The sequence below is a fragment of the Leptothoe sp. LEGE 181152 genome (assembly GCF_032906605.1).
GTDB classification, from domain to species: Bacteria; Cyanobacteriota; Cyanobacteriia; order Phormidesmidales; family Phormidesmidaceae; genus Leptothoe; species Leptothoe turfae.
On sequence record NZ_JASATU010000039.1, the window covers coordinates 20,049 to 35,001 of the forward strand.

10 protein-coding genes and 1 pseudogene are annotated in these 14,953 nt (G+C 47.4%); all 11 read left to right on the plus strand.

Features of this window, described 5'->3' with window-relative positions:
* Window positions 1-46 precede the first annotated feature (46 nt).
* Window positions 47-337 (plus strand): annotated as a pseudogene (locus tag QGP82_RS21100) (O-methyltransferase); the annotation flags it as partial.
* A gap of 178 nt (window positions 338-515) precedes the next feature.
* A complete protein-coding gene (locus tag QGP82_RS21105) occupies window positions 516-1,517 on the plus strand; it encodes a helix-turn-helix transcriptional regulator (protein WP_499060900.1) in 1,002 nt (333 codons plus the stop codon).
* A gap of 184 nt (window positions 1,518-1,701) precedes the next feature.
* Entirely contained in the window at window positions 1,702-4,266 is a 2,565-nt protein-coding gene (locus tag QGP82_RS21110; protein WP_499060901.1) for a TonB-dependent siderophore receptor, read from the plus strand.
* A gap of 105 nt (window positions 4,267-4,371) precedes the next feature.
* Window positions 4,372-5,430 (plus strand): ABC transporter substrate-binding protein, encoded by a 1,059-nt coding sequence (locus QGP82_RS21115; RefSeq protein ID WP_499060902.1) that lies wholly within the window; start codon window positions 4,372-4,374, stop codon window positions 5,428-5,430.
* 52 nt (window positions 5,431-5,482) lie between these two features.
* On the plus strand, window positions 5,483-6,187 hold the full coding sequence (locus QGP82_RS21120; RefSeq protein WP_499060903.1) for a class I SAM-dependent methyltransferase: 705 nt from the start codon (window positions 5,483-5,485) through the stop codon (window positions 6,185-6,187).
* Between the two features lie 289 nt (window positions 6,188-6,476).
* A complete protein-coding gene (locus tag QGP82_RS21125; RefSeq protein ID WP_499060904.1) occupies window positions 6,477-7,214 on the plus strand; it encodes a PEP-CTERM sorting domain-containing protein in 738 nt (245 codons plus the stop codon).
* 250 nt (window positions 7,215-7,464) lie between these two features.
* Window positions 7,465-8,514: a helix-turn-helix transcriptional regulator gene (locus tag QGP82_RS21130; RefSeq protein ID WP_499060905.1), complete on the plus strand. Its 1,050-nt coding sequence runs from the start codon at window positions 7,465-7,467 to the stop codon at window positions 8,512-8,514.
* A 125-nt stretch (window positions 8,515-8,639) separates the two neighbouring features.
* Window positions 8,640-11,144: a TonB-dependent siderophore receptor gene (locus QGP82_RS21135; protein WP_499060906.1), complete on the plus strand. Its 2,505-nt coding sequence runs from the start codon at window positions 8,640-8,642 to the stop codon at window positions 11,142-11,144.
* 85 nt (window positions 11,145-11,229) lie between these two features.
* Window positions 11,230-12,243, plus strand: coding sequence for an ABC transporter substrate-binding protein (locus tag QGP82_RS21140; protein WP_499060907.1), 1,014 nt, complete (start codon window positions 11,230-11,232; stop codon window positions 12,241-12,243).
* A gap of 170 nt (window positions 12,244-12,413) precedes the next feature.
* Window positions 12,414-13,706: an MFS transporter gene (locus QGP82_RS21145; protein WP_499060908.1), complete on the plus strand. Its 1,293-nt coding sequence runs from the start codon at window positions 12,414-12,416 to the stop codon at window positions 13,704-13,706.
* Window positions 13,707-13,867: 161 nt separating this feature from the next.
* Window positions 13,868-14,869 (plus strand): helix-turn-helix transcriptional regulator, encoded by a 1,002-nt coding sequence (locus tag QGP82_RS21150; RefSeq protein ID WP_499060909.1) that lies wholly within the window; start codon window positions 13,868-13,870, stop codon window positions 14,867-14,869.
* Window positions 14,870-14,953: the final 84 nt, after the last annotated feature.

The following is a 14,953-nucleotide window of genomic DNA, read 5'->3' on the forward strand; positions in this document are numbered from 1 at the left end:
GACGTGGAGACACAGAGAACACCATAGTGTCTAACAAAACAGGTAAGCTACAGAACAGGCAAACACTTTTGACTTTGCCTTTATTGACGCAGACAAAACAAACTACCCCCACTACTATGAAAAGTGCCTGGAGCTGCTGCGGCCAGGAGGGCTGATCGCCATTGACAATGTGCTGTGGGGTGGAGCCGTGGCCGATCTGGAGAAAACTGACCCGGATACGGTGGCGTTGAGAGAGCTAAACCAAACCCTCCACCAAGACCCGCGCGTTGAATTAAGCATGTTACCCATTGCCAATGGCCTTACTCTTGTCATCAAGCGACCTGGACGTCAAGTTTAGATTTTTTGTAAGACTTGACACGGAAAATGGGAGACATGGAGATCGGGTGTTGCTCAAACTCTCCGCGTCCCTGCGCCACTCCATCACCTCGCCACTTAAATTCTGACTACAGCGATGCAATACTATACTGATTAATGAAAATTGCTTTCAATTAAGCAGGGCCAACTGATTAAGCACAATGGCAATCTCATTTGAGAACTTTAGGGAAATCCGAACAATTGCTCAGCAGAAAGGCGAAGCCCTTTATCGAAAAACTGACTTTGAGCGAGAACATGGTCTTCCCAAAAGTCTGGGCGACGGCAGTGAACTTTTCATCTACCTTCGAGGTGGGTTAACTCTACATATTTTTGGGGGGACAATATGGCAGACGGTTATAAGGAAACACCAGCACGGTTCTGATTTTCCCTTAATTGCTAAGTTTTATTTATCCGGTTCTAGCAGAATCCAAACCCAAGGGAATACAGCGATCGCAGCTGACTATACAGAAATTGCAGGCTGTCACTATCTCTATCACCTACCCGACATCACTGAGATAGAAGACTGGCCCGCTAATGAACTGTATCGAATTGTGATAATTTCCGCTCAAGTGGACTACTTTCGCCCTTTTTTCGGTATCGAGATGCTGTTGCCGCCTCCACTTAGACGATTATTTGATGGTGATAAAACCCAGCGATTTCATCAGGCCCTGGGACAGATACCCTCCACAATGGGTCAGGTATTGCAGCAGATTTTGCGGGCTCCTTATCAAGGCATAATGCAACGTATGTATCTGGAAAGTAAGGTACTGGAACTGTTGACGCTACAGTTTGCTCACTGGGCACAAGAGCCATCTCCGGTGAGATCGCGCCGGATGCCATCGGATGAGTTAAATCAACTCCATGCCGCCAAAGCAATTCTAAATCGCAACGTTAATCATCCCCTTGACCTAAATGATCTTGCCCAGCAGGTGGGTCTCAACGAATATCGGCTGAAACAAGGATTTCGTCAGGTCTTTGGCACCACCCCCTTTGGCTATTTGCACGATTGTCGTATGCAGCATGCCCAGCATCTATTGCTAAACTCTACGCTTTCTATTGCTGGCGTTGCCCAACGCATTGGCTATCGCAGCCCAGAAGCGTTTTGTAATGCCTTTCGCCGTCAGTTTATGGTAAGTCCTAAAGCTTATCAGTTGGGTAAATAGCGCTAGTAAGAAGAGATGACGCGGGGACGCAGAGAAGGGGGGATCAAGACAAAGTGCTATCCCACAGATTTTTAAATATCGCGCAGATTTTTTTAAATATCGCGCAGAAAATAAACGATCGTATCCCCTATCATCGCCTTACGCTCTATTGAGAAGCGTTCTTATTTGATGTGTGAGGCAGGGTATGGGTACAACAGGAAAGAACTGGGGCAGTTGGTCCATCCAGCTGACGGTAGGTTTATGGCTATGGATTGGGCAGGGAGCAATGGCGAATCCACACTCAACCTTGACTCAAGAAACATCGGTCAACCGTAATCTATTAGCAACAACAGATCGGTTCCGGCAAGTTGCCCAAACAAGCCAGGGCGAGATTACCGCTATTCAAATTAGCGAAACCACGACAGGGTTTACGCTGCAGCTAAACACCAATGGCGAACTTGAAACCCCTGAAACCGCTACCACCGATAATGCTGTGGTGGTCACTATTCCCAATGCTGTATTGCGCTTGGCCGATAGTGATGAGTTCTTGGCTAGCGACCCGGTCGCAGGCATCGCCCAGATTAATGTGACCAGTTTGCCAGATAACCAGGTGCAGATTGCTATTACAGGTGCTGATGCTGCTCCTGCCTTAGAGATCAGCACCATAACCACGGGTCTACTGGTTAGCGTTACCCCCGGCATTCTCACCGTCCAAGCGTCAGACCAAGCACCAGAGGATAATTCACTGCGACTTGTGGTCACGGGCGCAGGTGAAGACAGATATTTTACCCCCGATGCCAGTACTGCCACCCGCACCGATACCCCCCTGCGGGATATTCCCAACTCGATTCAGGTGATTCCCCGTCAGGTGATTGAAGACCAGCAGGCCATCGGCATTGAAGAAGTTCTGGAAAATGCAGCGGGCGTCTCATCTTTAAGTGATGTTGGTGGCCGCGGTCTGCAATTCGCCATTCGGGGATTTGATGGTGCCCCCATTTTGCGCGACGGGTTCCTGATACTTGGTCCACTTGCTCCAGATGCAACTGGACCAGAAGTGGCCAATCTAGAGCAAGTAGAAATCCTGCGTGGTCCAGCCTCGATCTTATATGGGCAAGTAGAACCAGGAGGCATTATCAATTTGGTAACCAAGCAGCCTCTATCGAAGCCCTACTATAATCTCCAGCTCCAGGGGGGAACCAGAGAGTTTATTAGCCCTAGTGTCGACCTGTCAGGCCCCTTGACTGAAGATGGTCGCTTGCTCTATCGCCTCAATGCCCTTTATCGTCGCGAGGAGAGTTTTCGAGATCTTGACAATGATTTCGAACGATTTTTTATCGCCCCTACCTTGACTTGGCTGATTAGCGACAGCACCGACCTGACTGTTAATCTAGAATATATAGAAGATGATGAGCCGTACGATTCAGGTGCAGTTGCCTTTGGTGACGGTATTGCCGATGTCCCTACATCACGGGTATTTAGCGATCCTGATAGCGCAATCGAAAAAGACTTTTTCAGTGCAGCCTACACCCTAGAGCATCGGTTTAGCGGTAGCTGGAAATTACGCAATCAGTTTCGTTACACGTCTAGTTCCTTTGATCAATCTATCACACCGTTTCCTATTTCTCTGGATGAAACAACTGGCCTTGTGAATCGTTTTGTTTCATCACAGAACATTGACACGGATACCTATTCGCTTTATACCAACGTTCAAGGTGAATTTAATACTGGGTCTGTAGAACATACATTATTGTTTGGAGTCGATCTATCGCGTTCAGATGGCCATTCTGACGCAGTAGCCGACTTTAGCGCAGGTGATGCTATTGATATTTTCGAGGATACGATCGATATTCTGTCTCCGCTTGAGGAAAATCTTACGATTACTCAGGATCGAGACGTAACGATCGACCGGCTGGGAATTTATCTGCAAGACCAGATCGACATTTTAGATAATTTGATTTTAGTGGCCGGGTTGCGCTATGACACGTTGTCGCAAGAGTTGATCCAGAAAGTGCGTGATACAGAAATAAGCAGTAATGAGTCTGCTGTCACACCTCGTATTGGCATTGTTTACCAACCCACTAAACCCATTTCTCTCTATGCCAACTACTCGCGCTCCTTTGCCCCAAATGTTTTTACTACTGATGTAGACGGTAATCCCCTAAAACCAGAAGAGGGAGAAGGGTTTGAAGTGGGCATCAGAGGTGAAATCATTGAGAATCGCTTAGCGGCCACACTGGCCTATTTCGATATCACCAAGCAAAATGTCTCCACTAGAGACCCAGCAGATCTCGTCCCGCCGTTTTCATCGATTGCCACGGGTGAGCAACGCAGTCAAGGTATAGATTTCAACCTGACAGGAGAGGTGTTGCCAGGGTGGAATATGGTGGCCTCTTATGCCTATATTGATGCCGAAGTTACCGAAGATAATACGGATCTTGTCGGCAATCGACTATTTGGTATTCCTGAACACAGTGCCAGTCTATGGACAACCTATGAGATTCAATCGGGAGACTTACAAGGATTAGGTTTTGGTTTAGGGTTTAACTTTGTGGGAAAACGACAGGGTGATTTAGCGAACTCTTTTGAATTAGATAGTTATTTTCGCACCGATGCGGCCGTTTTCTATCGTCAGGACAACTGGCAAGTGCGTCTGAATGTTGACAATCTGTTTGATACTGATTACATCGAGTCTACAGGTGGCAGCAGAACATTTGATATTAATTGGGGGGAGCCGCTAACGGTACGGGCGTCTGTGGAATACGAATTCTAATTGTTCGATTGCTGACTATCTTTTTTTCTGATTCTCTCCTTAGGGAAAGCGATTATACGTCTCACGTTGACCAAGGACTCGATGGTTTATTCAGTCTGGTAGCACATGCAAAGATTTTTACGAGTCAGGCATTTAGCATTCAGTTTACTGACGGCGTTAGCCATTGTGGCTTGTCAACGTCCAGACCATCAGTCAGACGAGGCGGCAACCATCGTCTCGCCGGATGGTCCTGACTGTCGCACCATTGAACATAAACTGGGCATAACCGACATTTGCGGTCAGCCCCAGCGAATTGTGGTGTTGGGTCCCTATGTTCTAGAGCCCTTATTAGCTCTTAACGTTCAGCCTGTCGGGTATGCCGACCATGTGGCCTTTCATCAAGGAGATTACACTGATCCTAGCCAACAGATTCCCTATTTAGGCAATCTTATTACCCAACCATTAGCCAACGTGGGAGTAGCGAGAAATCCATCCCTTGAAGCTATTGTTAAGGTCCAACCCGATTTAATTTTGGGTGCTGATCCAATTAGTTCTAGGCACTATGAAACACTATCCACCATTGCCCCTACCCTGTTGTTTGATCACACTGACGCAGTTGAGCATCTAAACGCTATTGCACAAGCCTTTGACCGCACCGAACAAGCTGAAGAAGTATTAACTCAAACCCAGCAACAAATCGTATCTGCCCAAGAAACCTTTGCCGGTTTTGTTGCCACCTATCCACGGGTAGCCTTTCTTTTCTCATCCACAGATATTCAAACTCTATCTATCCCTGTCAGGCCGGTTGGACTTTGCAATTCATTAGTTGAAACGCTGGGATTTCAAGAAATAGCGCCATCGGGTCTAGATAAGGACAATTCTAGCCCGCTTGCACCCATCTCCCTCGAAGCGTTACCTGATTTTTTTAATGATGCCGATATAGTGATTGTGTTGGGACACAATTTTAGCGACCTGAACCAGTTTGACGGCATGGATAATTTTTCAGAGCATCAGCTGTCGCCCTTAAAACAGGCCTGGGAGAAGAATGCCATTACCCAGTCCCTCAACGCTAGCCAAGCGGGCCGTGTTTATTTTCTGCCTAGCTACCTATGTGGAGCGGTGCCAGGTCCCATTGGTACTGAGCTTTATTTGGAAGCGCTTAAAGAGCAATTACTTGTGCCCTAGGGGAGAGGGAAAGAGGAGACTATGAAGATACGGAAAAAAGGAGAGGAGAACTATGTCTAATAAAACTGTTGGATTGCATGCACATCTCTATGACTATTTGCTTTCGGTTTCTTTGCGAGAGTCGGGAGTTCTCTCTCAGCTGCGGCAGAAAACGGCTCAGCATCCTTACGGTTATATGCAGATCGCGCCTGATCAGGGACAGTTTATGGCGCTATTAGTAACACTGATGGGCGCTAAAAAAGTTCTCGAAATTGGCACTTTTTCTGGTTATAGTGCTCTGTGGATGGCCCTCGCATTACCCGCTGATGGTGTCTTGGTCACCTGTGATATCCGAGAAGACTGTCGGGATTTTGCCCAGCCCTATTGGCAAGCGGCTGGTGTTGCTAACAAAATTGATATGCGCGTTGCCCCGGCTCTCGATACCCTAAACAGTTTGTTAACGACAGGGCAAGCAAACACCTTTGATTTTGCCTTTATTGACGCGGATAAAACAAACTACCCTCACTACTACGAAAAATGCCTGGAACTGCTGCGACCGGGAGGCTTGATGGCGATTGACAATGTGCTGTGGGGTGGGGATGTAGCAGCGCCAGAGAAAACTGATCCTGATACAGTGGCGTTGAGAGAGCTAAATCAAACCCTCCACCATGACGATCGAATCGACTTGAGTATGCTCTCTATCGCCGATGGTCTCACATTGGCCATCAAGCGAGTAGGTTTAAATAATCCACCTCAGATCAATAAACATCCAGTATAAGAAGGACTTTTTCACTGCTAACTATTGCAAAACACTTGCAATAACTCAAAAAGGATAATATATTTTATTTGTGAAAAGTATGCAGACCTAGCTGGTCTGTAATCGTTTTCAGGGGACATCCTACCCAAGTCTGCGGGTAGGGAGATCGATACTTCCTAATGGGAATTATTCTGAATTATTTATGTGTAACAGGATTGGCATTGCTTTCGCATCGAGGTAACCCTGCTTATGATGGCATGTCAGTTTTTGCAAACCCTCTGCAATTGCGTCTTTTGGAGATTTCGGATTGATGTTCCCCATATTAAGAAAGGGCCTTTTTCTTGGTTTAGCGCTGAGCCTGGCAATTCCGGCCCGTGCCGAGGCGATCGAATTTAACTTTGACTGGTCTGGGCAAATCGCTGGATTTCAAGTGTCAGGGTCATTTGGCTACGACGAGACCCAAAGCTACCTGGATGGAATTGTCAGAACCGGGGATTTAGACTTCCTCAATATTTCCTTCTTTGCCCCGGATGGAACCCTGCTGGAGACCTATACTGACAATCACCTTGACCCTGGAGTCAATTTTAATTTTGATACCAGTACCCAAGAGCTTCTTCAAACCGGGAGCTACAACGAACCCGATGGTCTCAATTTGGGTGCGCCCAACTTCGATCGCGAAAGCGGGAACGATCCTACGCTTGCTGCTGGCTTGAGCTTCTGGTCAAAACCACCGCGTAGCAGTACGCCTCACCTACATGTCGATGACTGGGCAGACGAATTTGGATTTCCCATCGGGTTTTCTAGCCATGAAGACGTCTCTTTTCCTTCCATCACGACTCAGGAGTTGGTCGACACAGGTCGAGTTGGGGCTGCCTATCTGCCGCCCAACGGTCAGCCAGTTGTACCTCTAAATGAGACAGGGCAGTTTGCTCAGGTGACGGCTGTACCGGAGCCTACTTCTTTGTTGGGCTTGCTTGGCAGCGGTTTACTAATTACTGGTCTGAGGCGTCGACAAAAGTCTCATCAGGTAGAAACCACAAAAGCTTAGATCGCTAAACAGGCTTTTTGGCACTGCCAATACTAGCTGGAATCCTCATATGGAGCCTATGCCCTTAGGCTCTCTTTTTGTTTTTGCAATTTGAAAGTGGATGAAATTGCCAGTAGCTTTGCTGACCTCGTCTACTACTGAGTTTGCAGAAGCTGCTATGGCAGCTCACCAAATAGGATGGCTGGCTTCCGCTACACTATTGAGAATAAATCCTATCCTTACCAATCTAACGCATTAAACCGCAGCGAGCATGGCCATCGATCTGAGCGAACTGGAAATTCTAAACCTGATGCAGCACTCCCAGGTAACAGAGTTTTATACCCAGTATCATGTTCCGCCACAGCTGGGGAAAGGATGCCATCATACGATTCAGTTGCGAGGAAGCTTGGGCATTCATATTGTTAACGGATGCTTGCCAGAGCCTTTGATAGTACGACGACAGCATGAAGAGCTGTTTCCACTGACGGCAAAGTTTTATTTGTCGGGGGCCTCTAAAGTTAAAGCCAAGAATGTACCTGAGAATCTAGCTGATTACGAAGAGATAGCTGGATGCAACTATCTTTATCATTTGCCTGGTATTACTGAGACTGAAGAATGGCAAGCCCATATACCCACGGTGGTGGTTATAGCCTGGGCTGATTTAGATTACTTTCGAACATTTAGTCCAGGTGATCAGGCGTTACCACAGGCACTCCAGCGTTTGCTTAAAAATGGAGACCGATTTCATCAGCCGTTGGGAAAAACGTCACTGGCAATGAACCGGATCGTGCGACAAATCCTGGACTGTCCTTATCAGGGGATGATGCAGCAAATCTATCTTGAGTGTAAAGTACTTGAACTATTGACACTTCAGCTCAGCTGTCTTGAAGAAGCCTCGTCCGTCCCCAAGAAAGTTGCTCTGACCGCCAGTGAACTAGAACAAGTTGAATATGCCCGAGAGTTATTAGTGCAGTGCTTAAGCAGTCCGCCGTCGCTGGTAGACCTGGCCCATCGGGTAGGGTTAAGCGATCGCAAACTCAAACAAGGGTTTCGCCATCTATTTGGGACCACCGTATTTGGGTATCTATGTGACTATCGTATGGAGCAGGCCCAGCATCTGCTACGCCATTCTCACGTTACCGTGGCCCATGTTGCGGCCAGGGTAGGGTATCGCAACCCAGAAGCCTTTAGCACTGCCTTTCGCCGTAAGTTTGCCATCAGCCCCAAAGCCTACCAGCTAGGTCAGCAGTCATCGTCAACCACCTCCAAGTTAAAACGCGTAGCTTCAAAAAAATCCAATTGTGGAGGGAGCCAAAGTTAACACGTTCATTTCACAAAGAAAAAACGTTCATCTCACAAAGATTGCAAATCCCATTACCCCGTATCATTCTCTCACCAGTTAATAATAATCAGTTTCATTATTGGACCTATCGTAGGTGGGTGAGTATGGCAAAGCGGTTGTGGGGCATATCGTTGACAGGGGTGGTTTTTCTAATCATGTACCCCGCCCTGGCAGAAGGACAAACAATACAGGGGCGGCCAAACATCTCTGTAAACAGGTTTGCTCAGACGAATCCGATAGAAATCACCAACGTACTGATTGACGAAACTGCTACAGGGCTGACGCTTCAGCTGACAACCAATGGGGATCTGGCTACGCCTGAAACCTCGACTAGCAGTAATGCCATGGTTATAGACATTCCCAATGCAGTATTACAACTGTCGGAGGGGGATGAGTTTTTGGTGAGCAATCCAACGGATGGAATTGTCCTGGTTAATGTAATTAATTTGCCGGACAATCGCGTACAGATTGTTATTACCGGTGCTGATGCGGCTCCCACCCTAGAAGTCACAACTGCAGCGGCTAACCTGACAGTTAGCGTTACCCCCGGAGACGCCACAGCTCAAGCTCCCGATGATGATTCCCTGCGAATTGTGGTCACTGGTGAAGGAGACGATGGCGATTATTTTGTCCCCGATGCCAGCACCGCCACCCGCACCAACACTTCACTATTAGATACGTCTGCGTCCATTCAGGTGATTCCCCGACAGGTACTGGAAGATCAGCAGGTGATTCGCCTTGAAGAAGCCCTGACCAATGTCAGCGGCGTCACCACCAGTAACTCATTTGGTAATGCAGGCGAGAACTTTAATATTCGCGGATTTAATGATGCTACTGTTTTACTCGATGGTTTCAGACAGTTTGGCGGATTCGGACAAAGTTTGTCTGAAACTACCAATTTAGAACGGGTCGAAGTACTTAAGGGACCGGCCTCAATTTTGTATGGCGAGATTCAGCCGGGGGGCGTGATTAATCTGGTTACTGAACAGCCGCTTTCTGAGCCCTTGTACGACATTCAGCTTCAAGTGGGTAATCGTGAGTTCTTTCGTCCCCAGCTTGATTTTACTGGGCCGTTAACTGCAGATGGCCGTTTGCTATATCGTCTCAATGCGTCATACCGAAGCGAAGATAGCTTTAGAGACTTCGATCAAGAGTTTGAACGTTTTTTTGTTTCCCCGGTTCTTAGCTGGCAGATTAGCGATCGCACCGATTTAACCGTCCAATTTGAATATGTTGACGAAGAATCGCCCCTAGACAACGGTTTATTAGCCATTGGCAATGATGTTGCAGATATTCCCTTTGATCGGAGCCTGGATGAACCCGACAACGTTGTTAACAATGAATTTGTTAATGTCGGCTACCGTTTTGAACATCGCTTTAGTGATAACTGGCGGTTACGCAATGCCTTTCGCTACACCGATCGGGACCTCCTAAATATTGGTGCAATTCCCTTTGATTTTGACGAGACTACCGGGCTACAAACGCGGTTTGCCGGTCAGCAAGCCATAGATACTCAGAACTACTCCTTACAAACCAATGTAGTAGGGGAGTTTGCCACTGGCTCCGTTGAGCATACGCTCTTATTCGGCGTCGATCTCAATCGAACGGGTGACCAGGAAGTTACCAGTCTTGATTTCTTTAATCCTCAGATCATTGATATCTTTGACCCTGTCTTCGGGGCATTTGATAACATCGATTTCGATGATTTACCACTTGCTAGAAATAGCGAATCGCAAACCGATAGGCTGGGTATTTATTTACAAGATCAAATCGATTTGACGGATGAGCTAATTGTGGTGGCGGGATTGCGCTATGACACTGTAGAGAGAAACGATACTAACGGCATAACTGTTTTTGATCCGGTAGAATCTGAAACAACTCAAAATGATGATGCCGTAACGCCCCGTGTTGGTATTGTCTATCAACCCGCATCAAATATTTCGCTCTACGGCAGCTACTCCCAATCGTTTACACCCAGTTTCGATACAACAACGACGGGCAATCCCCTCGACCCCGAGCAGGGGGAAGGGTTTGAATTTGGCGCAAAGGCGGAGCTATTAGATGGAAACCTGCTGGCTACCCTGGCATATTTCGACATCACTCGACAGAATGTAGCCACGCCTGACCCCATCGATTCACTTTCATCCGTCGCAACGGGTGAGCAGCGCAGTCGAGGTATCGAACTCGATGTCACTGGAGAGATTTTACCGGGATGGAATGTGATTGCGTCCTACGCTTATATTGATGCTGAGGTTACAGAAGATAACTTTATTCCTGAGGGTAATCGTACATTTAATACACCTGAAAATAGCGCTAGTTTGTGGACAACTTACGAAGTTCAGGAAGGGGATTTAGAGGGATTGGGGGTTGGCCTTGGGTTTAATTTTGTTGACCAGCGTGCGGGAGATTTAGACAACTCTTTTGAGCTAGATAGTTATTTTATCACCAATGCAGCCCTGTCCTATCGCCGCGACAATTGGCGTGCAGCCCTGAATTTCCGTAACCTGTTTGATGTTGACTATATCTTAGCAGCAGCTAACAGTCGCATATTTGGCGTAGAACCAGGCGACCCGTTTACAGTGACTGCATCATTTTCAGTCGAGTTTTGATACGCTATACTCGCTCGCCATTTAGCTTTGAAATAAGGGGCAAGGAGCTTTGGCATTCAAAAAATCTTTAATAAGCATATTCTTTTTGGCTTTCGTAACTGCTATCACCGCTTGCCAGAAAAGTACTGGACAATCATCTAGGTCCAATAATCTGTCTAATCTCTCCAATAGAATCGACTGTCAAACTATTACTCATAAAGCAGGAGAAACAGAAATCTGCGGTTATCCTGACAAAATTGTGGTACTAGGCCCGTCAGTTCTGGAATCTCTGCTGGCTTTGGATGTTCAGCCTGTAGCTTACGCCGATTACTTACAAGTACATACAGGCAATTACGATAATCCTAATCAACAGATTCCCTATTTAGGTGAGTATATTACCCAACCATTGAACAATATTGGTGTATCCAGTAATCCTTCAATCGAAGCTATTGTTGCAAGCCAGCCTGATTTGATTTTAGGAACTACTGATAATGCGGACCAATACAACGTCTTATCTGAGATTGCGCCCACATTATTGTTTGACTCTACAGAGCCGGAGGTATCCTTAAGGTCAATTGCTCAGGCCATCAATCGTACTGAGCAGGCTGAACGGATGCTGATTCAAGTGGAGCAACAAATTGTCGCAGCTCGTAAAGACTTTGCTACTGTAGCTGCTGCTCACCCTACGCTGTTGTTGCTCAGTTCCTTTAATTTACAAGATATGTATTTGGGCAATTCTGCCCATGGAATATGCAGTTCCCTGATTGAAGAAATGGGGTTCCAATTAGTAGCACCACCGGAATTTGAAGACTCTAATTCTATCTTTCCTGTCCCGCTTTCCCTTGAAACATTACCACAGTTGAATAAAACAGACTCTGTCATCATGCTGGGCAGCAATTTCAGTCCGTCCCAACTATTGAATAGTGATGCTCAATTTGAAGCAGATCAGCTGGCTGAAATTAAACAATCGTGGCAAGACAATGCGATTACTCAATCTCTGGACGCCAGTAAAACTGGGCGAGTCTACTTTATTCCAGCGTATCTATGCCTGGGTTTATCTGGCCCCATCGGTACCGAGCTTTATTTAGAAGAACTTAAGCAACACCTGTTACCTCCATAGTGGTCCGGCAAAGTCAAATATGTGGAGAAAACCGACATGGGGATACGGAGAGTGAGAGATGCGGAGCAATGTCAAAATAGTCCATTTTGCAAAGAAAAAACTCCGTCTAACAAAGAAAATAAATTCACTGAGTCAGTAATATTACTTTGCCCGCATTTTAAATCCATCTGGTGCGTACGTTTATTCTTCTCTGGCTGGGGCAGATTACCTCTTCTGTTGGCAGCCACATGACCTATTTTGCCCTGACACTCTGGGTATGGCAACAAACTGAGTCGGCAACTGCTGTGGCGCTAATTTTATTTTTTTATCAGCTGCCGCAGATTGCGATCGCACTCGTCTCCGGTCTCTTAGTAGACCGAGTCTCTCGCAAGATATTACTAATTCTCAGCGATACTGGCTCTGCCTGCTGTACTGTCTCTGTGGGCATCTTGGCCATTACCCAAACACTACAGGTGTGGCATCTCTACGTTATTGCTGCCATCATTGGCTGCTTTGGTCATATCCAAACCCTTACCTACACCACCATTATCCCCATGCTGGTACCCCAAGAGCATCATATGCGGGCCGCCGGGATGGGAGCCATGGCAGGCTATAGCACGAGTATCTTTGCCCCTGCCTTGGCCGGGGTGCTGTATCCGATGATTGGGCTATTTGGCATTACCGTCATTGATATGGGGACATTTGCGATCGCAGCTCTCACCCTCCTATTTATAGCTATTCCGGCTACCCGTCATACCAACGACAACACAGATAAAAACAATGCTCCTCTTTGGCAAACCCTCACCTTGGGTTTCCGCTACATTTTTAAGCATCCAGAACTGCGAGCCATGGTGACTGTTCTCTCCTGCTTTGCATTTTTGCATCAGATTGGAGAAACCATCTATCAACCGATGATTTTGGCCCGTACCGGAAACGATGCCCAACTGTTGGGTACTATTGTTGCTGCTGCTGGTGTTGGTGGACTCATTGGTGGCAGCATTCTGACTATCAGCGGTGGTTTCCGCAATTCTAGACGAGGGTTACTGATAGGCATACTCAGCGTCGGACTCGGTAAACTCATTTTCGGCTTTGGTCAGGAATCAGTTGTTTGGACCGGCGCTCGTCTGGGTGCCTCCATCAGCGAACCCATTATTTTCGGCACTTACACCGCCTGCTGGTATGCCATAGTTCCTGCCAAGTTACAAGGTCGCGCCTTTGCTGTGGATCACCTAATCGGTCTACTGATCGGAGCCTCCGCTAGCCTGATAGCTGGACCATTGGCCGACTATGTCTTTGAACCCGCTGCTTGGCTATCGATGTTTGGCCCCATCGCTGACACCTACCCTGGATTTGGCATGACAGTGCTATATGGCCTGAGCGCTGCAGGAATCTTAATGGTAGGCATTGTAAGCAGAACCCAGTTACCGCCTCTTCCATCTCTTAGAAAAGGTACCGAGAAACGACAAATCGAGGAAAACGGGTAAGTGTGGGCTGCTGCTTAACAAAGCCTGACACCGCCCTAAAAGTACAGTCTGTTGGCTGACTATGCCAACGTGGACCTGGGAGCTTGACATTTATCAGCTGAGTCTATTTCACTAATAGGAATAGTTGCCAACTATTTTGCTTAAAAATTGTCTTGATCGCGATGGATGTTATCACCCAGGAAGCCTACGAACAGCAATGGCAGGACTGCCTGAAAGTTAATGGTGCCGTTGAGTACAATACCAATGGATTTGATCGGGTGGGCCATTGCCAGAATCGATACAGCAGCGACCACTTCTGGTCAGTACGGCTACAGTCAGGGCTTCAGATGGATTGGTTCGATGATGACAACCATCAGGATCTATGTCGCAAGACTGAACATTCAGATAGCATGCCATTTGTTGCCAAATTTTATCTCTCTGGCCAGCATGGGGTTTACTGCCCTGGGGTTCCAGGGGTACCGCCAGAATACTGCGAAGCCAACGGTCAGAGCTATTTCTTTGCCTTGCCAGATATCGAAGAGGATGAGATTAGCCTGGCCCATGAGCGTGTGCAACTCATCCGCCTGCATATTGAACCTCGCTTTTTTCAGACGTTTGGGATGGACTTAGCATTTTTGCCAGGGTTGCTGCAGCGAACTCTGACGGGCGAGCACCTACGCTTTCATCAGTCCCTTGGTAAGATGTCCCCGGCCATGCACACGGTACTGCAGCAAATTTTGCACTGTCCCTATCACCATGAAACCAAGCGACTATTTTTAGAGGGCAAAGCCCTGGAACTGCTAGCGCTACAAATTGACCAGTGGGTAGCGCTAGAACAGGATGAGCGTCCTTCCCGAAATGTAAAAGCAGCGGACACTGAGCGACTATACGAAGCGGCGAATATTTTGCTAAAGGAGCTGACTAACCCACCCTCGCTTATTACCCTGGCCCGTCGGGTCGGTCTCAATGAGCATAAGCTCAAGGTTGGGTTTCGGCAGATATTTAAGACCACCGTATTTGGCTATGTTAGAGCCCAGCGACTAGAGCAGGCCAAACAGCTGTTGCTAGCCGGGGATATCACCGTTACCCAGGCCGCTTCAGCCGTTGGCTATGCCAGTCAGGGTCACTTTGCAGCAGCTTTTCGGAAACGGTTTGGGGTGAATCCGCGATCGCTGCGGCAGTAGGGAGAGTCAGCAGGAAGCACATTACCTATTCTTTTCACTGGCCCACCCTTCGGGAAGAGCAAAGCTCTACATCCCCCAGCCCCT